The organism is Enterobacter sp. Ap-1006 (assembly GCF_011752835.1).
Taxonomy (GTDB): domain Bacteria; phylum Pseudomonadota; class Gammaproteobacteria; order Enterobacterales; family Enterobacteriaceae; genus Cedecea.
In genome coordinates this window covers 1-20,367 of record NZ_VWWU01000005.1, presented here as the reverse complement: position 1 = coordinate 20,367, position 20,367 = coordinate 1, and the positions used below count along the sequence as shown (strand labels likewise).

Sequence of the window (20,367 nt, the reverse complement as noted above, 5' to 3'; positions counted from 1 at the left end):
ACCTTTTATTGCACAGCGAATTGCTGGCGAACTTTGCGCATTAACAGGAAAATCCAGGGCCACAGGATACCGTTAACTACACTACTCCAGAACACTTCCGGTCTGAAAGAGACGTTGATCACTAAAAATTCTGACCAGAAAACAATGATGTCTGTGACCAGCGAGAGCAGCATGACAACCAGCGCCTGCTGCCAAAGGGCGAGGTTACGGAAAAGCTGGTATTTCAGCGCCACCAAGTAAGCCACAATACTCAATGATAGAGCACGCACGCCGAGCGTGGAGCCGCTAATCAAATCCAGTATGGCGCCCACAATAAAACCCGTCCCGACGTTAACGCGGTGCGGCAGGGCTAAAATCCAGTAAAGCAGAATCAACAATACCCAATCCGGCCGGTAAAACTTGAGGTCATCCGGCCAGGGCATGACCTGCAGTAGCAGGGCAATCAAAAATGAAAGCCAGATAACCCAACGGCCCTGGCTGCGATAACTTCCCACTACTGTGCTCCCGTAGCAGGCTGTGTGATACCGGTTGCTGGCGCTGGAACCGGCGCAGGAGGGCCCATTGAACCCGGCGGCGGCAGAACCTGAGGCATCATCTGCATCAGGCGCTCATTGGCCACGCGGTGGACTTCCTCTGGCGGCATTGGCGACGAACCGTTTTTATCCGCGCCCCAAAGCAGCAACAGATAGCGCAGACGCTGCAGGCCGGCGGTAGGACGAGCCTGAATCACGGTATAGGCGCGCTGGGTATCCAGCTTAACGGATGACACAACGCCAACCGGGTAGCCTTCAGGGAAACGACCGCCAAGACCAGAAGTCACCAGTACATCGCCGACACGAATATCGGTATTGGCCGGCAGATGCTCCAGCTGCAAATCGTCCGTGCAGCCGTTACCGGCGGCGATCACGCGGATATCGTTACGCAATACCTGAATCGGCAGCGCGTGAGTGGCATCGCAAATCAGCAGCACCCGGCTGGTCAGCTTCGCGACTGCGACAACCTGGCCGACAACGCCTTTATCACTGATAACCGGCTGACCTTCGTACACGCCGTTCACGCTGCCCTTGTCGATCACCACCTGATCGCTGTACGGATCGTTAACGGTGGAGATGACCTGAGTCACCATTTTTTGTTCATCCTGACGCAGCGGGGAACCGAGCAGCTCGCGCAGGCGCGCGTTCTCCTGCCGGTATTGACCCAGCATCAGCAATTCACTGTTTTTCAGGATTAACTCCTGACGCAGAACCCGATTTTCAAGTTCAAGCTGGTCGCGCGAGGCCAGCGTTTGAGACACGCTGTCGAGTAATTCACGGGGACCATTAGAGACAAAATAGAAAGGACTGACGGCTGTATCCATGTATGTTCGAATCTGGCTGAACATACCGAGGCGACTGTCGGCGATAATGACACCAAGCGCCACCAGCACCGCCAAAATAAGGCGAATCTGTAGCGACGGGCCACGGCTAAAAATTGGCTTCATAGGCTATGCGTATTCCCAAACCAGCAAGCAGGGGCAGCGCAAAGCTCCCCCTGGCCTGTGGCTGTTACTCTTCGCTAAACAAGTCGCCGCCGTGCATGTCGATCATTTCCAGTGCCTTGCCGCCGCCGCGGGCAACACAGGTCAGTGGATCTTCTGCAACTACTACCGGGATACCCGTCTCTTCCATCAGCAGGCGATCGAGGTTACGCAGCAATGCGCCACCGCCGGTCAGAACCATACCGCGCTCGGAGATATCGGATGCCAGCTCTGGCGGGCACTGTTCCAGCGCAACCATCACCGCGCTAACAATACCGGTCAGTGGCTCCTGCAGTGCTTCGAGGATTTCGTTAGAGTTCAGGGTGAAGCCGCGTGGCACACCTTCAGCCAGATTACGGCCGCGAACTTCGATCTCACGCACTTCATCGCCCGGGTAGGCAGAACCGATTTCGTGTTTGATACGTTCCGCGGTCGCTTCACCAATCAGTGAACCGTAGTTACGGCGCACATAGTTAATGATAGCTTCATCGAAGCGGTCACCGCCGATACGTACGGAAGAGGAGTAAACCACGCCGTTCAGGGAGATAACGGCCACTTCGGTGGTACCGCCACCGATATCCACAACCATGGAGCCGGTTGCTTCAGATACCGGCAAGCCTGCGCCAATTGCCGCAGCCATAGGTTCTTCAATCAGGAACACTTCACGTGCGCCTGCACCCTGTGCGGATTCACGAATAGCACGGCGTTCAACCTGGGTAGCACCTACCGGCACACACACCAGCACGCGCGGGCTTGGGCGCATGAAACTGTTGCTGTGAACCTGTTTGATAAAGTGCTGCAGCATTTTCTCAGTCACGAAGAAGTCAGCGATAACGCCGTCTTTCATCGGACGAATAGCCGCGATGTTGCCCGGGGTACGGCCCAGCATCTGTTTAGCATCATGGCCTACGGCCGCAACGCTTTTTGGCGAGCCGGCGCGGTCCTGGCGAATGGCCACAACGGAGGGCTCATTCAGTACGATGCCTTGTCCTTTCACATAAATCAGGGTATTCGCAGTACCCAGGTCAATGGACAGGTCATTGGAAAACATGCCACGAAATTTTTTCAACATACTAAGGGATAATCCTGAAAGCTGGGGCGGATACAAAATCCGCTTACTTTACCAACCACACGCTACAGCGACAAGGCGCAAAAATGTTCTGCAACGGTGAAAAATAGTGCAGTTCACTACGGCTGTAACACTTTTGAAACGTCTTCCTACATGGCGTTCAGAAATGCGTCAAACGCGGTAGAATAAACGAACAGCTAACAGCAGCAAACCGGTTCATAACGGCTGCGACAATCTGGCCGGCAGGCTGACTAGCCCCCTTGAGATGCAGCGCGCGTTATTCTACGTGAAATAATGGCAAACGGCAGGTTAAACCGAGTATCTTTGTGAATATTTTTTCACATTACTGTCAAGCGGCTGAGATGCGGCGATAAAATCGCCCTGCGCCCCCGCAACCCCGTTATCAATCAGCGTCTGCCACTCACCGCGGGTCCTCACTCCTGTGGCAAAAACATGAATTCGCGTCCCGTTACAGGCTTCAACCAGGCTCTTCACAAAAAGCTGGTTTTCGGTACGCTTGCCGATGTTTCTGACCAGACCCGGATGCAGCTTGATTAACTCCACATCCAGCTCTTTTATATAAGTTGTGCTGACGACCGTTAATCCCGCCTGGATAATCACAACCCTTGCCCCTAACGCAGTGATCAACCTTACAACATGTTGTAATCGGCTGATGTGTTGACAGACATCTGCCTCAGCAAGTTCAAAAATAATCCGTGCGCGCTTCGATTTTTCGCACTGCATCAGCGAATCACGCAGCCAGCGCTGGAATGGGGCGCGGATCAGCGAGTCAACGGTAATTTGAATGGCAAGGGTTTCTTCCGGCCAGAAGTTTAGCAGCGGCAACAGCCTGGACACGATCTGCCGATCATATTGTTCGGATAAACCAAATTGCCTGACCATCGGCATGTATTCAGCCGACAAAACTTCCTGCTCACCGTCGAAGATACGGCACATGATTTCACGGTGGTGAACCACCCCATGCTTATCAACCGCGGGTTTCTGGTAAAAGCGCGGGCCGCCCTGCTTGAGTACCTGCTCAAGCAAAGTGCGCCATTTCACGTTGCCCCGCCCCTGTTCCGGGAGCTTGTCGTCGTAAACGGACCAGCTATTGGCACCCTGGAAAGCGGCGTTGCGGGTCGCGATTTCCGCATGCTCCATAACCTGCTCTTTTGTTTGCCCGCTGCGCCATGCGCAAATGCCAATGTGCAGCATATCGCTACGATCAACCATACGGGTTGACGGCAGTGCATCCACGGAATTCAGCAGTTGGCTGGCAATACCATCCGCTTCTTTCAGCGTTCGGTGCGGCAGCAATACGGCAAAATCACTGCGGAAATAACGCGCTAATAACGCGCCAGGATAGCGCATCACGAAGGTCGAGAGCAGGTTAACCAAAGTGAATAAGTATTCTTCAACCGGGCCGTTGCCCCAGGTCTCTTTTAATAGCTCGAAATCAGGCAGGCGAATCATCATCACCACGCCGTGAGCACCGACCTGCTCCTGTCCTTCCAATAGCGTGGCAAGTTGGTTATCAAAGAACAAACGGTTATTAAGGCCAGTTTTAATGTCCTGGGCGGCAAATGCCCGGATCAAGGTATCCACGCGGCTTCGCTGTTCGCTGGCGCTTTGCAGGTCGGAAAGCAGGGTATCCATTGCGCTGCTCACCAGCGGCGGCCATTCATGCACAGAACCACGCACTTCCGCCCCTCGTTCCCCGCCGATGATTTTTCCGGCTCTGATTTCCAGCAGTTCTTGCCCGGAAAGCTGGCGTTTCAGCCAGCGCCCGGCCAGGAAGAGCACCACCAGCATAAAAGCGACCGCCGCAGTCAATGGCGTCGTGGTAAACATGGCGTGATAGTAGACAGCAATCGGGTCGAGATAAGTCAGCCGCAGCGTCATGCCTGGGTGCTTCATCAAGGCGACGCTGATGGTGCGGTAGGTATATTGCGTCCCTACCGGGCGGTAGCCTTCGGGCAAAGTATGCTGAAAGAGGTAAGTTTTATCCGCCATCAGGCGAATTTCGGTGATATCCACCGGTATCATCAGCTCGCTAAAGTGATCCACCAGATCCTGGGGCGAGCGTGAGACCAGTTGGTTATCAACGATCGTGGCAACCGCCATAATGCGCTGCTGAGTTTTGTCGTGAACAGAGTTATAGAAACTTAGCAGGCACCCAAAGAGCGTAACGAAAATCGCAAGCCCGGTTAAAAGGGTAATAAAGGCTGAAAGTTTCGTCGTTAATCGCATCCCTGTGTTAACTCCGGTTAGTGAAAATTAACCACACTCATCATGGGCCCCAAACGAGGAAGCATTAAATAGCAAAGGCCGACCTCAGGCAAACGAAACCCCTCGGGAATTTCTGAGCATTTATTGCGTCAGGTCGGCTCTTCACATCAGTATCGGAGTATAGTCTGCTAAGATTTTTTTCCCATTGCTACCGACCGAGGAACGCCCATGCAGGCATTAATCCTGGAACAGTCCGAAGGCCAAACCCTGGCCGCGGTAAAAACGATCGACCACGACGCGTTGCCAGAAGGCAACGTCACCGTGGAGATTGATTACTCCAGCCTGAATTACAAAGACGCGCTGGCCATCACCGGCAAAGGCAAAATCATCCGTAATTTCCCGATGGTGCCGGGCATCGACTTTGCTGGCAAAGTGCTCACCAGTGAGGACACTCGTTTTCAGCCGGGCCAGGCGGTGCTGCTCACCGGCTGGGGCGTTGGAGAAAACCACTGGGGTGGCCTGGCGGAAGCCGCGCGGGTAAAAGGTGACTGGCTGGTTGCAATGCCCGAAGGTTTAGATGCGCGCAAGGCGATGATTATCGGCACGGCCGGTTTTACCGCGATGCTCTGCGTGATGGCACTTGAAGACGCAGGTGTGAGGCCAGAAAGCGGCGAAATCGTCGTCACTGGCGCAAGCGGCGGCGTAGGCAGCACTGCCATCGCGCTGCTGCACAAACTGGGCTATAAGGTGGCCGCTGTATCCGGCCGCGAAAGTACGCATGATTACCTTCGCAGCCTCGGTGCCGACCGTATTCTTGGCCGCGATGAGTTCGCCGAAACCCGTCCGCTGGAAAAACAGGTCTGGGCCGGCGCCATTGATACCGTCGGCGATAAAGTGCTGGCGAAAGTTCTGGCGCAAATGAACTACGGCGGCTGCGTGGCGGCCTGTGGCTTAGCCGGTGGCTTCACGCTACCAACCACCGTCATGCCGTTTATTCTGCGTAATGTTCGCCTGCAGGGTGTGGATTCCGTCATGACGCCGCCGAATCGCCGCGCGGCCGCCTGGGCACGCCTCGTGAAAGACTTGCCGGATGCCTTCTACCAGCAAGCGACGACCGAAATCGGCCTGGCAGAAGCGCCAAAGTACGCCAGCGATATCATTAATAACGCAGCTCAGGGCAGAACCCTGGTAAAAGTGCGTTAAACCTTGCCCGAGGAGCGACGCCCTGTCGCTCCTCAAATTTCAATTTTTCGTGACATATTCGCCGGAACGCTTTCTCTCGGTCATGCTTAGGCTATCGCTACGAGGAGAACGTCATGAAAAAGGTCACCCGGCTCACCGAAGCCGACGTTACGCCAGAATCCGTGTTTATGATGAAGCGCCGCCAGGTACTGAAAGCTCTGGGCATCAGCGCGGCCGCACTGTCACTCCCTCAGGCAGCCAACGCCGATATTCTGTCCTGGTTCAAAGGTAACGATCGCCCCCCGGCACCTGCCGGAAAACCGCTGACGTTCACCAAACCAGAAGAGTACCAGGCCAAACTGGCCCTGACCCCGGAAGACAAAGTCACGGGCTACAACAACTTCTATGAATTTGGCCTGGATAAGGCCGACCCTGCCGCTAACGCCGGCGGGCTAAAAACCGATCCCTGGCAGATTAAAATCAGCGGCGAAGTGGCTAAACCCATGACGCTCGATCACGATGACCTTTATAAGCGCTTCCCGCTGGAAGAGCGCATTTACCGCATGCGCTGCGTTGAGGCATGGTCGATGGCCGTCCCCTGGATTGGCTTCCCGCTTCACAAGCTGCTCGCTATGGTTGAGCCCACCAGCAACGCAAAATACGTTGCCTTTGAAACGCTTTATGACCCGGAGCAGATGCCGGGCCAAAAGGACCGGTTTATCGGGGGTGGGCTGCAATACCCTTATGTAGAAGGATTGCGGCTGGATGAAGCAATGCATCCGCTCACGCTGTTAACCGTGGGCGTTTATGGTAAAGCTCTGCCGCCGCAAAACGGCGCACCGATTCGCCTTACGGTGCCGTGGAAATATGGTTTTAAAGGCATTAAATCGATTGTCAGCATAAAACTGGTGCGCGAGCTGCCGCCTACGACATGGAACCTTGCCGCACCGAATGAATATGGTTTCTACGCCAACGTAAACCCGCACGTTGATCACCCTCGCTGGTCACAGGCTTCAGAACGCTTTATTGGCTCGGGCGGCGTGCTGGACGTTAAGCGCCAGCCTACCCTGCTGTTCAACGGCTACGCAGACCAGGTCGCCTCGCTGTATCGCGGCCTGAACCTGAAGGAGAACTTCTGAGTGCGCCTGACGGTAAAACAGATTACCTGGCTGAAAGTGGGGCTTCATCTGGCCGCTTTCCTGCCCTTCGTCTGGCTGTTTTACGCGGCAAGCCAGGGACTTTTCAGCGCCGACCCGGCAAAAGACATTCAGCATTTTACCGGCAGAATGGCGCTCAAACTGCTGCTGGCGACGTTACTTATCACGCCACTCGCGCGTTACGCTAAACAGCCGCTATTGATTCGTACCCGCCGCCTGTTGGGCGTGTGGTGCTTCGTCTGGGCGACGCTGCACCTCACCAGCTATTCCCTGCTGGAGCTGGGGATCAGCAATCTTGGCCTGCTTGGCCAGGAACTGGTGTCCCGCCCCTATCTTACGCTGGGCATCATTTGCTGGATTATCCTGCTGGCCCTGGCCGTGACGTCGACCCAGCGAGCACAGCGTTTTTTGGGTGCCCGCTGGCAGAAACTGCATAACTTCGTCTATCTGGTCGCGATCCTCGCGCCAATTCATTTCCTCTGGTCGGTTAAGATTTTGTCCCCTCAGCCCTTGCTTTATGCGCTGGGCGCGATCATTCTTCTTGCACTTCGCTACAAGAAGTTTCGCCAGTGGTGGCGCTAGCCGCAAAGCGTGTGCTTCTCCGCAGAATAAACATCGATCGGTATCCTTAACTGGATATCGGTTGATCATCTTCCCTGATAAGACCAGTATTTAGCTGCCAAATGCTACGAAATCGTTATAATGTGCGACTTCGGTTTTTTCTGACGACCATTTTCGGTTCGAAAAGGTGACAACCGGAAAACTTAGGTATATTTTGTAAATTGCCTACTAATCGCAGGAGATGGCAGCACGATGTCGGGTGAATTTCACATTTTGCTTTTGAATGGCCCTAATCTAAACATGCTGGGCACCCGGGAGCCGGAGAAGTACGGCCACCAGACGTTAGCAGAAATTGTTAACACGCTTGAGGCGGAGGCAACCAGCCTTGGCGTGACGCTCAGTCACCTGCAATCTAACGCCGAATATGCGTTGATTGACCGAATTCATCAGGCCAAAGACACTGTCGACTTTATCCTGATTAATCCGGCCGCGTTCACGCATACCAGCGTCGCGCTGCGCGATGCGTTACTGGCGGTGGATATCCCGTTTATCGAGATTCACCTCAGCAATGTGCACGCGCGTGAACCGTTCCGCCATCATTCCTATCTATCAGATAAGGCCATCGGCGTGATCTGCGGATTAGGCGCTGACGGCTATTCATATGCTTTACAGACGGCGGTAAAACGCCTGTCAAAATCCATCTAAACAAAGAGTACGGAACCCACTCATGGATATTCGTAAGATTAAAAAACTGATCGAGCTGGTTGAAGAATCAGGCATCGCTGAACTGGAAATTTCTGAAGGCGAAGAGTCTGTACGCATCAGCCGCTCCCCGGCAAACGCTGGTTTCCCAATGATGCAACAGGCTTACGCTGCACCAATGTACCAGCCGCAGCCACAGCCGGGTCTGGCTCAGGCCGTTGCACCAGCCGCAACCCCAGCAATGGAAGCCCCTGCAGCTGCTGAAGTCAGTGGTCACATCGTACGTTCCCCAATGGTCGGTACCTTCTACCGTACCCCTAGCCCGGATGCCAAAGCGTTTGTGGAAGTGGGCCAGAAAGTTAACGTGGGCGACACCCTGTGCATCGTTGAAGCAATGAAAATGATGAACCAGATCGAATCAGATAAAGCCGGTGTGGTGAAAGCAATTCTGATTGAGAATGGTCAGCCGGTAGAATTTGACGAGCCGCTGGTCGTCATCGAGTAACGAGGCGAACATGCTGGATAAAATTGTCATCGCCAACCGCGGCGAGATTGCACTGCGTATTCTTCGTGCCTGTAAAGAACTGGGCATCAAGACTGTCGCTGTGCACTCAAGCGCGGACCGCGATCTGAAACACGTATTACTGGCGGATGAGACGGTCTGTATCGGCCCGGCTCCGTCCGTAAAAAGCTACCTGAACATCCCGGCAATCATCTCTGCGGCGGAAATCACCGGCGCGGTAGCGATTCACCCGGGTTACGGCTTCCTGTCAGAAAACGCCAACTTTGCCGAGCAGGTTGAGCGTTCCGGCTTTATCTTCATCGGCCCGAAAGCTGAAACTATCCGCCTGATGGGCGACAAAGTTTCCGCGATCACCGCGATGAAAAAAGCGGGCGTACCGACGGTACCAGGTTCTGACGGCCCACTGGACGGCGACATGGATAAAAACCGTGCCCATGCAAAACGCATCGGCTACCCGGTGATTATCAAAGCCTCCGGCGGCGGCGGCGGTCGTGGTATGCGCGTAGTGCGCAGCGACGCGGAACTCGAGCAATCCATCAACATGACCCGTGCGGAAGCCAAAGCGGCTTTCAACAACGACATGGTTTACATGGAAAAATACCTCGAGAACCCACGCCATATCGAGATTCAGGTTCTGGCCGACGGCCAGGGGCACGCTATCTATCTGGCTGAACGTGACTGCTCCATGCAGCGCCGCCACCAGAAAGTCGTTGAAGAAGCACCTGCCCCGGGCATCACGCCTGAGCTGCGTAAATTCATCGGCGACCGCTGCGCCAAAGCCTGTATCGACATTAACTATCGCGGCGCAGGTACCTTTGAGTTCCTGTTCGAAAACGGCGAGTTCTATTTCATCGAAATGAACACCCGTATTCAGGTAGAACACCCGGTTACCGAAATGATCACCGGCGTTGACCTGATCAAAGAGCAGCTGCGCATTGCGGCCGGTCAGCCGCTGTCCATCAAACAGGAAGACGTTCACGTTACCGGCCACGCGGTGGAATGCCGTATTAACGCCGAAGACCCGAACACCTTCCTGCCAAGCCCGGGCAAAATCACGCGCTTCCACGCGCCTGGTGGTTTTGGCGTGCGTTGGGAATCGCATATCTACGCCGGTTACACAGTACCGCCGTACTACGATTCAATGATAGGGAAGCTCATCTGCTACGGCGAAACGCGTGAAGTGGCTATTGCCCGCATGAAAAACGCCCTGGCAGAACTGATTATCGATGGCATCAAAACCAATATCGATCTGCAGACCAAAATCATGAACGACGAAAACTTCCAGCACGGTGGAACCAACATCCACTATCTGGAGAAGAAACTCGGTCTTCAGCACTAAGTTTCCGTTGAACATGTCGACAAAAGGCCGGATTTCCGGCCTTTTTCTTTTTTTATCCTCCGACAGTATGGATGCGTTACAATCCCCGCTTTCTGCGAACTCAAGGGACAAAAATGGACAACCGTTTTGTTCAGGCCCATAAAGAAGCGCGCTGGGCGCTCTGGCTGACCTTGCTCTATCTTGCCGCATGGTTAGTGGCTGCTTACTTACCTGACAATACACAGGGGATCACCGGCTTGCCGCACTGGTTCGAGATGGCCTGCCTGCTGGTGCCGCTACTGTTTATCCTGCTTTGCTGGCTGATGGTGAAATACTTATTCCGCGATATTCCTCTGGGGGATGACCATGCAAAATGAAGTGATTGCCGTGCTGGTTATCTACCTGATCGCGGTCTTTGGTCTTTCCGTTTACGCCATGCGCCAGCGCACATCCGGCACCTTCCTGAGTGAATATTTCCTCGGCAGCCGTTCGATGGGCGGCTTCGTCCTGGCCATGACGCTCACCACCACCTACATCAGCGCCAGTTCGTTTATCGGCGGCCCGGGTGCAGCCTATAAGTTCGGTTTGGGTTGGGTGCTGCTGGCCATGATTCAGATCCCGACGATCTGGCTTTCTCTGGGGATCCTCGGGAAGAAATTCGCTATCCTGGCGCGCCGCTATAACGCCATCACGCTGAATGACATGCTCCAGGCTCGCTATCAGAATCGGGCCGTTGTCTGGATTGCCAGCATTAGCCTGTTGGTCGCGTTTGTTGGCGCGATTGCCGTCCAGTTCATCGGTGGCGCGCGGCTGCTGGAAACCGCCGCAGGTATAAAGTATGAAACTGGCCTGCTGATTTTCGGGATCACCATCGCGCTCTATACGTCCTTCGGCGGCTTCCGCGCCAGCGTGCTCAATGACACCATGCAGGGCATGGTAATGCTCATAGGCACCATCGTGCTGCTGGTCGGCGTGGTTCATGCCGCTGGCGGGCTGGGCAACGCGGTACAAACGTTAGAACACATCGATCCGAAACTCGTCAGCCCTCAGGGCGCGGGTGACATTCTGACGCCAACCTTTATGGCTTCCTTCTGGGTACTGGTCTGTTTTGGCGTGATCGGCCTGCCCCACACGGCGGTACGCTGCATCTCTTATAAAGACAGCAAAGCCGTGCACCGCGGCATCATCATAGGCACCATTGTGGTAGCAATCCTGATGCTGGGTATGCACCTTGCTGGCGCGCTGGGCAGAGCGGTACTCCCGGGCCTGACGGTGCCGGATCTGGTTATCCCTACGCTGATGATGAAGGTTCTGCCGCCCTGGGCCGCTGGGTTGTTCCTGGCCGCGCCAATGGCCGCCATTATGTCCAACGTGAACGCCCACTTGCTGCAAGCCTCCGCGACGATCGTGAAAGACCTGTGGCTTAGCGCAAGTCCGGCTAAAATTCATCAGGAACGCCGTCTGAAGCGCATTTCCACCACCACGACGCTGGTGCTGGGTATTCTGATGATGCTGGCCGCCTGGCGACCGCCAGAGATGATTATCTGGCTTAATCTGCTGGCCTTCGGAGGCCTGGAGGCCGTTTTCCTGTGGCCTCTGGTGTTGGGCCTCTATTGGGAGAAAGCGAACGCAGCAGGCGCGCTGAGCGGCATGATTGTCGGCGGCGGACTATACGCGGTACTCGCCAGTTTTAGCCTGCAGCTCCTGGGCTTCCACCCGATTGTGCCTTCGCTCCTGTTCAGCTTGCTGGCGTTCCTGATAGGTAACCGTTTTGGTCGCCACGTTCCGGAACCCCTTCTTGTTTCCACTACTGATAAATAAAGAGTTTCGCCATGCCATGGATCCAACTGAAAATTAACACCACCGGCGGCAACGCTGAAAGCTTAGGCGATGCGCTGATTGAAAGCGGGGCGGTTTCCGTCACCTTCCAGGACACCCACGACACGCCGGTCTTTGAACCGCTGCCGGGTGAAACTCGCCTTTGGGGCGATACCGACGTTATCGGCCTGTATGACGCGGAAACCGACATGGAAGAAGTTGTCGCTATCCTCGAGGACTGCCCTTTGTTAGGCCAGGGTTTCCACCACAAAGTGGAACAGCTGGAAGATAAAGACTGGGAGCGCGAATGGATGGACAACTTCCACCCAATGCGCTTCGGCAACCGCCTGTGGATCTGCCCAAGCTGGCGCGATGTGCCGGATGAAACTGCCGTGAACGTGATGCTCGACCCGGGTCTGGCGTTTGGCACCGGAACCCATCCAACCACCTCGCTGTGCCTCGAATGGCTCGACGGCCTGGACCTGGCGGGCAAAACTGTGATCGACTTCGGTTGCGGCTCCGGGATCCTGGCGATTGCCGCTCTTAAACTGGGGGCCGCAAAAGCTATCGGCATCGATATCGATCCGCAGGCAATTCAGGCGAGCCGCGATAACGCTGAGCGTAACGGTGTTTCCGACCGGCTAGAGCTTTACCTGCCGAAAGACCAGCCAGAAGTCATGAGCGCCGACGTGGTGGTCGCTAACATCCTGGCAGGCCCTTTGCGTGAGTTAGCGCCGTTAATCAGCGTGCTGCCGGTTGAGGGCGGTTTACTTGGCCTTTCCGGCGTTCTGGCAAGCCAGGCCGAAGGGGTATGTGAAGCTTATGCCGATAAGTTCACGCTTGACCCGGTTGCGGAAAAAGAAGAGTGGTGCCGTATCACCGGCCGCAAGCACGGCTGATGAAAATAACGGCATACGGACATCACGCCGTGTGCCGTTTTCAGCCAGTTTTAGTGAACAAGCCACATGTAAAAATGAGAGCTTGTTCGCATAAAAACCCCAAAACCGACCACAAAAACAGCGGTTTATCTGGTAAAAATAGCCTGTTGGACAGCATATTTCTGCTAACTTTCAGGAAAATTTAAAACAGCATGAAATAAACGAAAAATCCTAACCATCTGATTAATTGAATGAATTACGTATTCTGGCTGCGTTTGTTGCCGCTTCATTGATCTGTGACAGAGGATTGTTCAAAGTTTGGCCTTTCATCTCGTGTGAAAAATGCGTAATATACGCCGCCTTGCAGGCACAGTATGGTCATTTCTTAACTCATGCGCATCGGACACCACCAGCTCAGAAATCGCCTGATCGCAGCACCTATGGCTGGCATTACTGACAGACCATTCAGGACGCTGTGCTACGAGATGGGAGCCGGGTTAACCGTTTCCGAGATGATGTCCTCTAACCCAGAAGTTTGGGCGAGCGATAAATCCCGTTTACGCATGGTTCATGTGGATGAACCGGGTATTCGCACCGTGCAGATTGCCGGCAGCGTACCGGAAGAGATGGCAGAAGCCGCGCGAATTAACGTGGCTAATGGCGCCCAGATTATTGATATCAATATGGGTTGTCCGGCAAAAAAGGTGAATCGTAAGCTGGCAGGTTCAGCCCTTCTACAGTACCCGAGTCTGGTAAAGGACATCGTGACGACGGTAGTGAAGGCAGTGGATGTTCCTGTGACGTTGAAAATTCGTACCGGCTGGGAGCCCGCGCACCGTAACTGTGTAGAGATTGCCCAACTGGCTGAAGACTGTGGGATTCAGGCTCTGACAATTCATGGACGCACACGCGCCTGTTTATTCCAGGGCGATGCTGAATACGACAGCATTCGGGCAGTTAAGCAGAAAGTTTCCATTCCGATTATCGCGAATGGTGACATTACTGACCCGCTTAAAGCCAGAGCTGTACTTGACTATACGGGGGCTGATGCCCTGATGATAGGCCGTGCGGCTCAGGGAAGACCCTGGATCTTTCGGGAAATCCAGCATTATCTGGACACTGGAGAGCTGCTGCCCCCCTTGCCTCTGGCAGAGGTGAAGCGCTTACTTTGCTCGCACGTTCGGGAACTGCATAGCTTTTATGGCGATGTAAAAGGTTACCGAATTGCTCGTAAACACGTCTCCTGGTATCTCCAGGAGCACGCTCCAAATGACCAGTTTCGGCGCACATTCAACGCCATTGAGGATACCAGCGAACAGCTGGAGGCGTTGGAGGCATACTTCGAAAATCTTGCGTAATGAAATAAAGAGCTGACAGAACTATGTTCGAACAACGCGTAAATTCTGACGTACTGACCGTTTCCACCGTTAACTCTCAGGATCAGGTAACTCAAAAGCCCCTGCGTGACTCGGTTAAACAGGCACTGAAGAACTATTTTGCTCAACTGAATGGTCAGGATGTGAATGACCTGTATGAGCTGGTACTGGCTGAAGTTGAACAGCCACTGTTGGACATGGTGATGCAATACACCCGCGGCAACCAGACCCGCGCTGCCCTGATGATGGGTATCAACCGCGGTACGCTGCGTAAGAAACTGAAAAAATACGGCATGAACTGATACTAATCAGTTAGTGTTGTGAAAAGGCGCGACTCGGCATGGGAAAGCGCCTTTTCTCTTTTCTACACCCCGAATCTGACGTTTTTCCTCATCATTCATCGCTGCATCGCCCTTTCCTTCACTTTGTTTACACTTCACACGCTTTGCAATTATTCCCCGATCCTGTGGTCTGAGTCGCAGTGGTAAAATAGCCACATTCACACCGGTGCAGCATCCGTGAAAGCTTCGTACCTTTATGGGCACCTACGAGAGCAATCCCTGTTCCGGCGTTTGGTAAAACCGAGGTTCAAAATGACTAAATTCATCGCTGTCGCGTTGCTCACTACTTTTCTGGCTGGCTGTGCGACCGACTCCCCTTGCGTACCGGTCTATGATGACCAGGGGCGCCTGGTGCACACCAATACCTGTATGAAAGGCACCACTCAGGATAACTGGGAAACCGCTGGTGCGATTGCCGCCGGTACCGCTGCAGTGGCAGGCGTAGCCCTGGGTATCGTGGCACTCACCAAATAAGTTATCCCCTCGACCAAAGCGCGAGGCTCTCGCGCTTTTTTGTTTCTTCTTCCTGCAACACCTGAATCATTTTGCTCTGAAATGCGCCGTTAGTTGCAGGCCTGCACTATTTCGGCGCATTTTCTTGCCCATACCTTCATGGCTGCCTGCCTTCTTCTTCATAAGACGCCCCCGCAAAAACCTGGCATCCCCTTTGCTTTAAAGACTATGACTCGGGCATTTGCCACGAATACGGATCTGGCACCTCCCGGATGCCATTTCGCCAATAACGATAATTTTGCCACTCAGGATGCATTTATGAAGAAGATGATGATCGCCACTCTGGTCGCTACCGGCACGCTGTTTGCGATGGCTAATCAGGCTCATGCAGGCACCACGCTGGATGCCGTCAAAAAGAAAGGCTTCGTGCAATGTGGAATCAGCGATGGTCTGCCGGGCTTTTCTTACGCTGACGGCAGCGGCAAGTTTACCGGTATCGATGTGGATGTTTGCCGTGGCGTGGCGGCGGCAGTCTTCGGCGATGCTTCTAAAGTCAAATACACGCCTCTGACCGCAAAAGAGCGCTTTACGGCGCTGCAGTCCGGCGAGGTAGATATTCTTTCCCGTAACACCACCTGGACTTCTTCCCGCGACGCGGGCATGGGGATGGTGTTCACCGGCGTCACTTACTACGACGGTATCGGCTTCCTGACCCACAATAAAGCCGGCCTCAAAAGCGCGAAAGAGCTCGACGGCGCCACGGTTTGTATTCAGGCCGGGACCGACACCGAGCTGAACGTCGCCGACTACTTCAAAGCCAATAAGATGAAGTACACGCCGGTCACCTTTGACCGTTCAGACGAGTCGGCCAAAGCGCTGGAGTCCGGGCGCTGCGATACTCTGGCCTCAGATCAGTCTCAGCTGTACGCCCTGCGCATCAAGCTCAGCAATCCGGCAGAATGGCTTGTGCTGCCAGAAGTCATCTCTAAAGAACCCCTGGGACCCGTTGTACGCCGCGGGGATGATGACTGGTTCTCCATCGTGCGCTGGACGCTGTTCGCCATGCTGAATGCCGAAGAGATGGGCATTAATTCTAAAAACGTCGACCAGATGGCCGCCAACCCGACCACGCCGGATATGGCGCACCTGTTAGGGAAAGAAGGTGATTTCGGCAAAGACCTGAAGCTGGACAACAAGTGGGCCTACAACATCGTGAAGCAGGTCGGTAACTACGCTGAGATTTTCGAGAGTAACGTCGGTGCCCAAAGCCCGCTGAAAATCAAACGCGGCCAGAACAACCTGTGGAACAACGGCGGGATTCAGTACGCCCCACCAGTTCGCTAAGCGACATACCAGAACAGGGCACTGCCGATTGTGGTGCCCCAGATTTATGTTCCTGTTACTGAGGTTTGCTTATGCGTCATCACCGCCCAGCCGTGAAGGCCGACTTATCTTTTTCTAACCCCTCGGTTCGCGCCTGGCTGTATCAGATCATCGCCATCGCCTTTGTTATTGGCGTGGCGGTTTATTTGATTCACAACACCATTACCAACCTGGACAGCCGCGGTATTACCTCCGGTTTTGCCTTTCTCGATCGCGCCGCCGGGTTCGGCATTGTCCAGCATCTGATCGACTACGATCAGGGAGATACCTACGGCAAAGTCTTTGTTGTTGGGCTGCTGAATACCCTGCTGGTGTCTGTTCTCTGTATTGTATTCGCGACATTTATCGGCTTCTTTGTGGGCCTGGCACGCCTCTCTGATAACTGGCTGGTACGTAAACTCTCCACCTTCTATATAGAGACGTTCCGCAACATCCCCCCGCTGCTGCAAATTTTCTTCTGGTACTTTGCCGTACTGCGTAATCTGCCGGGCCCACGCCAGGCTCTGGATGCCTTTGGCCTGATGTACCTGAGCAATCGCGGGCTGTCTCTTCCGGCTCCGATGATGGGGGAAGGTCTGCTGGCATTTGCGGTTGCCATTCTGTGCGCACTGATCGTTTCTGCGGGCCTGTACCGCTATAACAAAATGCACCAAATGAGAACCGGGCAGATTCGTCGCACCTGGCCCGTGACGATCGCGTTGATCGTTGTGCTTCCGCTGCTGGCGCATTTGATCTTCGGGGCAGCCCTTCACTGGGATATTCCAGCTCTGCACGGTTTCAACTTCAGCGGTGGGATTGTACTTATCCCTGAACTGGCGGCTTTAACGCTGGCGCTGTCGGTGTACACCTCGGTCTTTATCGCGGAAATCATTCGCTCAGGTATTCAGTCCGTCCCCTTTGGCCAGCATGAGGCGGCTTTGTCCCTGGGTCTGCCTAAGCAGGTGACGCTTCGCCAGGTGATTGTGCCCCAGGCGTTGAGAGTCATCATTCCGCCGTTGACCAGCCAGTACCTGAACATCGTCAAAAACTCTTCCCTGGCAGCAGCCATTGGTTATCCGGATATGGTGTCTTTGTTTGCCGGCAGCGTGCTTAACCAAACGGGCCAGGCTATCGAAACCATTGCTATCACGATGTCCGTTTATTTGCTTATCAGCCTGGTTATTTCGCTGCTGATGAACGTCTATAACCGCCGTATCGCCCTCGTCGAGCGTTAAGGAATGTCGATGACTAAAGTTTTAACGGCGCACGACGCCCGCCAGGCAGGTAACCACCCGGAACGAATCTGGCGCTGGATGCGTAAAAATCTCTTCTCCAGCTGGCTGAATACTCTGCTCACGCTGCTTTGTCTCGGGCTGATGTGGACGCTTATCCCTCCACTTCTGAACTGGGCGATTTTCCAGGCTAACTGGGTAGGAGAGACAAGAACCGACTGTACCAGGGGAGGGGCATGTTGGGTCTTTATCCACGACCGCTTCGGGCAGTTTATGTATGGACTTTACCCTCACGAATTGCGCTGGCGCATCAATGCTGCACTGACCATTGGGTTACTTTCCGTAGCCGCAATGTTCTGGAAGTCGCTTCCTCACCGTGGTCGCTATATCGCCGCCTGGGCCGTGGCCTATCCGCTCCTCGTTTGGGTCTTGATGTACGGTGGATTCCTGGGGCTGGACCGCGTGGAGACTCGTCTTTGGGGCGGATTAACCCTCACGCTGATCATTGCTTCCGTCGGCATCGCAGGCGCCCTACCGCTGGGTATTGTGCTGGCACTAGGCAGACGATCGCGCATGCCGGTTGTGAGAATCCTTTCAATAATGTTTATCGAATTTTGGCGGGGCGTACCGCTGATCACGGTGCTGTTCATGTCTTCCGTGATGCTGCCGCTGTTTCTACCGGAAGGCACCACCATCGATAAACTGATTCGGGCATTGGTCGGGGTGATTTTATTCCAGTCAGCCTATGTGGCCGAGGTGGTTCGTGGCGGGCTGCAGGCTCTGCCCAAAGGGCAATATGAGGCAGCAGAGTCATTGGCGCTAGGTTACTGGAGAATGCAAGGGTTGGTGATTTTACCTCAGGCCCTGAAGCTGGTGATCCCGGGGCTGGTGAACACGATTATTGCGCTGTTTAAAGACACCAGTCTGGTGATCATCATCGGCCTGTTCGATCTGTTTAGTAGCGTACAGCAAGCCACTGTCGATCCGGCCTGGCTGGGGATGTCGACAGAAGGCTATGTCTTTGCCGCTATCGTCTATTGGATTTTCTGTTTCAGTATGTCGCGCTACAGCCAACATCTGGAGAAGCGCTTCCACACCGGCCGCACGCCGCACTAAGGATTATGATGAGTAAAATGACACTGCAGGCTGCCGACACGATGATCACGTTGGAAAATGTGAACAAATGGTACGGGCAATTCCATGTTTTAAAAGATATTAATCTTAATGTGAAGCAGGGTGAGCGTATAGTGCTGTGTGGGCCATCGGGCTCCGGGAAATCAACGACTATTCGCTGTATTAACCATCTTGAAGAGCATCAGCAGGGACGTATTGTCGTTGACGGCACAGAGTTGAATGACGATCTCCGCAATATAGAAAAAGTCCGTACCGAAGTCGGCATGGTCTTTCAACACTTTAACCTGTTCCCGCATTTAACGGTCTTGCAGAACTGCACCCTGGCTCCGATTTGGGTGCGTAAGATGCCGAAGAAAGAAGCCGAAGCGCTGGCGATGCATTATCTCGAACGAGTGCGAATCGCTGAACATGCGCATAAATTCCCGGGGCAAATATCCGGTGGCCAGCAGCAGCGTGTGGCCATTGCTCGCTCGCTATGCATGAAGCCTAAAATCATGCTCTTCGATGAACCGACGTCTGCACTTGACCCGGAAATGGTAAAGGAAGTGCTGGATACCATGATTGGACTGGCCGAATCCGGGATGACGATGCTGTGCGTGACTCACGAAATGGGGTTTGCGCGTACCGTTGCCGACAGGGTTATCTTTATGGACCGTGGAGAGATCGTAGAACAGGCACCGCCTGAAGAGTTTTTTGCTCATCCGAAATCGGAAAGAACGCGAGCTTTCTTGTCTCAGGTTATCCATTAAACGACAAAGGCCGCTGACGCGGCCTTTTTTATGCTGTTTTGCACATCTCTGAAAGCAAAAAACCCCGGCCTTTCGGTCGGGGTTTTTTGCTTTATTTGATGCCTGACAGTTGTATGCCGGGCTGTCCTGCCCGCCACCTTTCAGGCAGACTGAGGCTGTGCAAATCCGTTCCCGACGGATTTGTCCTACTCAGGAGAAGTAGCTTACCGGTAAACAGCAAATAAAAAAAAAGGCCCAGTTTTTGACTGAGCCTTTTCTTTTATTTGATGCCTGACAGTTCCCTACTCTCGCATGGGGAGACCCCACACTACCATCGGCGCTACGGCGTTTCACTTCTGAGTTCGGCATGGGGTCAGGTGGGACCACCGCGCTACGGCCGTCAGGCAAATTCTTTTCTACGTGCCGAACTTTAACCTAAAAAGTGGTGCTGATACCCAGAGTCGAACTGGGGACCTCACCCTTACCAAGGGTGCGCTCTACCAACTGAGCCATATCAGCACGCTTAATTTGATGCCTGTCAGTTGATGAACTTCCGTTCACCCTACGGGCCGCTGCTTCGCAGCGTTCAGACTCACCTTTCGGTTCGTCAGTCCTACTCTCTGAGAGTAGCGAACTGCCTCGTATTACTGACCATTACTGCTAATTTGATGCCTGGCAGTTCCCTACTCTCGCATGGGGAGACCCCACACTACCATCGGCGCTACGGCGTTTCACTTCTGAGTTCGGCATGGGGTCAGGTGGGACCACCGCGCTACGGCCGCCAGGCA

Annotated in this window: 20 protein-coding genes, 1 tRNA gene and 2 rRNA genes; 16 read left to right on the top strand and 7 right to left on the bottom strand. The window is 54.2% G+C overall.

Going from position 1 to position 20,367, the window contains the following annotated elements; genetic code table 11:
• Nucleotides 1–5 precede the first annotated feature (5 nt).
• From mreD to csrD, 4 genes are all read right to left on the bottom strand, one after another.
• Nucleotides 6–494, bottom strand: coding sequence for a rod shape-determining protein MreD (gene mreD, locus F3J28_RS15940; RefSeq protein WP_008454899.1), 489 nt, complete (start codon nt 492–494; stop codon nt 6–8).
• Entirely contained in the window at nt 494–1,480 is a 987-nt protein-coding gene (gene mreC / locus F3J28_RS15935) for a rod shape-determining protein MreC (RefSeq protein WP_008454901.1), read from the bottom strand. Before mreC ends, mreD begins: the two co-directional genes overlap by 1 nt.
• Before the next feature lie 64 nt (nt 1,481–1,544).
• A complete protein-coding gene (gene mreB, locus F3J28_RS15930) occupies nt 1,545–2,588 on the bottom strand; it encodes a rod shape-determining protein MreB (RefSeq protein WP_000913396.1) in 1,044 nt (347 codons plus the stop codon).
• Nucleotides 2,589–2,894: 306 nt separating this feature from the next.
• Entirely contained in the window at nt 2,895–4,835 is a 1,941-nt protein-coding gene (gene csrD / locus F3J28_RS15925) for an RNase E specificity factor CsrD (RefSeq protein WP_166877711.1), read from the bottom strand.
• A gap of 207 nt (nt 4,836–5,042) precedes the next feature.
• Between csrD and acuI the strand changes: the two genes are divergently transcribed.
• The 16 genes from acuI to F3J28_RS15845 all read left to right on the top strand — a co-directional run bounded on the left by acuI (nt 5,043) and on the right by F3J28_RS15845 (nt 19,600).
• On the top strand, nt 5,043–6,017 hold the full coding sequence (acuI, locus tag F3J28_RS15920; protein ID WP_166877709.1) for an acrylyl-CoA reductase (NADPH): 975 nt from the start codon (nt 5,043–5,045) through the stop codon (nt 6,015–6,017).
• A gap of 113 nt (nt 6,018–6,130) precedes the next feature.
• On the top strand, nt 6,131–7,135 hold the full coding sequence (gene msrP, locus F3J28_RS15915; protein ID WP_166877706.1) for a protein-methionine-sulfoxide reductase catalytic subunit MsrP: 1,005 nt from the start codon (nt 6,131–6,133) through the stop codon (nt 7,133–7,135).
• Nucleotides 7,136–7,735 carry a protein-methionine-sulfoxide reductase heme-binding subunit MsrQ gene (msrQ, locus tag F3J28_RS15910; protein ID WP_045784150.1) on the top strand — a complete coding sequence of 200 codons (600 nt, stop codon included), beginning with the start codon at nt 7,136–7,138 and terminating at the stop codon, nt 7,733–7,735.
• A gap of 231 nt (nt 7,736–7,966) precedes the next feature.
• Nucleotides 7,967–8,419 (top strand): type II 3-dehydroquinate dehydratase, encoded by a 453-nt coding sequence (gene aroQ / locus F3J28_RS15905; protein WP_008454912.1) that lies wholly within the window; start codon nt 7,967–7,969, stop codon nt 8,417–8,419.
• Between the two features lie 22 nt (nt 8,420–8,441).
• Entirely contained in the window at nt 8,442–8,921 is a 480-nt protein-coding gene (gene accB, locus F3J28_RS15900; protein ID WP_008454913.1) for an acetyl-CoA carboxylase biotin carboxyl carrier protein, read from the top strand.
• A gap of 10 nt (nt 8,922–8,931) precedes the next feature.
• Nucleotides 8,932–10,278 (top strand): acetyl-CoA carboxylase biotin carboxylase subunit, encoded by a 1,347-nt coding sequence (gene accC, locus F3J28_RS15895; protein ID WP_008454915.1) that lies wholly within the window; start codon nt 8,932–8,934, stop codon nt 10,276–10,278.
• A gap of 113 nt (nt 10,279–10,391) precedes the next feature.
• Nucleotides 10,392–10,634, top strand: coding sequence for a YhdT family protein (locus F3J28_RS15890; RefSeq protein ID WP_008454917.1), 243 nt, complete (start codon nt 10,392–10,394; stop codon nt 10,632–10,634).
• Nucleotides 10,624–12,078, top strand: a complete 1,455-nt coding sequence (gene panF / locus F3J28_RS15885; protein WP_166877703.1) for a sodium/pantothenate symporter — start codon at nt 10,624–10,626, stop codon at nt 12,076–12,078. Before F3J28_RS15890 ends, panF begins: the two co-directional genes overlap by 11 nt.
• A gap of 11 nt (nt 12,079–12,089) precedes the next feature.
• The gene (gene prmA / locus F3J28_RS15880; protein ID WP_166877700.1) at nt 12,090–12,974 is read left to right on the top strand and encodes a 50S ribosomal protein L11 methyltransferase; all 885 of its coding nucleotides are present in this window, start codon (nt 12,090–12,092) and stop codon (nt 12,972–12,974) included.
• A gap of 371 nt (nt 12,975–13,345) precedes the next feature.
• The gene (dusB, locus tag F3J28_RS15875; RefSeq protein ID WP_166868850.1) at nt 13,346–14,311 is read left to right on the top strand and encodes a tRNA dihydrouridine synthase DusB; all 966 of its coding nucleotides are present in this window, start codon (nt 13,346–13,348) and stop codon (nt 14,309–14,311) included.
• Nucleotides 14,312–14,334: 23 nt separating this feature from the next.
• Nucleotides 14,335–14,631, top strand: a complete 297-nt coding sequence (gene fis, locus F3J28_RS15870; RefSeq protein WP_000462905.1) for a DNA-binding transcriptional regulator Fis — start codon at nt 14,335–14,337, stop codon at nt 14,629–14,631.
• A gap of 291 nt (nt 14,632–14,922) precedes the next feature.
• On the top strand, nt 14,923–15,144 hold the full coding sequence (locus tag F3J28_RS15865; protein WP_039288243.1) for a putative periplasmic lipoprotein: 222 nt from the start codon (nt 14,923–14,925) through the stop codon (nt 15,142–15,144).
• A gap of 297 nt (nt 15,145–15,441) precedes the next feature.
• A complete protein-coding gene (locus F3J28_RS15860) occupies nt 15,442–16,467 on the top strand; it encodes an amino acid ABC transporter substrate-binding protein (protein ID WP_008454925.1) in 1,026 nt (341 codons plus the stop codon).
• Nucleotides 16,468–16,538: 71 nt separating this feature from the next.
• Nucleotides 16,539–17,720, top strand: a complete 1,182-nt coding sequence (locus F3J28_RS15855; RefSeq protein WP_166877697.1) for an amino acid ABC transporter permease — start codon at nt 16,539–16,541, stop codon at nt 17,718–17,720.
• Between the two features lie 9 nt (nt 17,721–17,729).
• Nucleotides 17,730–18,833 carry an amino acid ABC transporter permease gene (locus F3J28_RS15850; protein ID WP_166877694.1) on the top strand — a complete coding sequence of 368 codons (1,104 nt, stop codon included), beginning with the start codon at nt 17,730–17,732 and terminating at the stop codon, nt 18,831–18,833.
• An 8-nt stretch (nt 18,834–18,841) separates the two neighbouring features.
• Complete coding sequence (locus tag F3J28_RS15845; RefSeq protein ID WP_039298264.1) at nt 18,842–19,600, top strand: amino acid ABC transporter ATP-binding protein; 759 nt, start codon at nt 18,842–18,844, stop codon at nt 19,598–19,600.
• A 268-nt stretch (nt 19,601–19,868) separates the two neighbouring features.
• Here the strand turns inward: F3J28_RS15845 and rrf (F3J28_RS15840) are convergent.
• From rrf (F3J28_RS15840) to rrf (F3J28_RS15830), 3 genes are all read right to left on the bottom strand, one after another.
• Nucleotides 19,869–19,984 (bottom strand): 5S ribosomal RNA (gene rrf, locus F3J28_RS15840).
• A gap of 38 nt (nt 19,985–20,022) precedes the next feature.
• A tRNA-Thr gene (locus tag F3J28_RS15835) sits at nt 20,023–20,098 on the bottom strand.
• A gap of 151 nt (nt 20,099–20,249) precedes the next feature.
• Nucleotides 20,250–20,365, bottom strand: a 5S ribosomal RNA gene (gene rrf / locus F3J28_RS15830).
• Nucleotides 20,366–20,367: the final 2 nt, after the last annotated feature.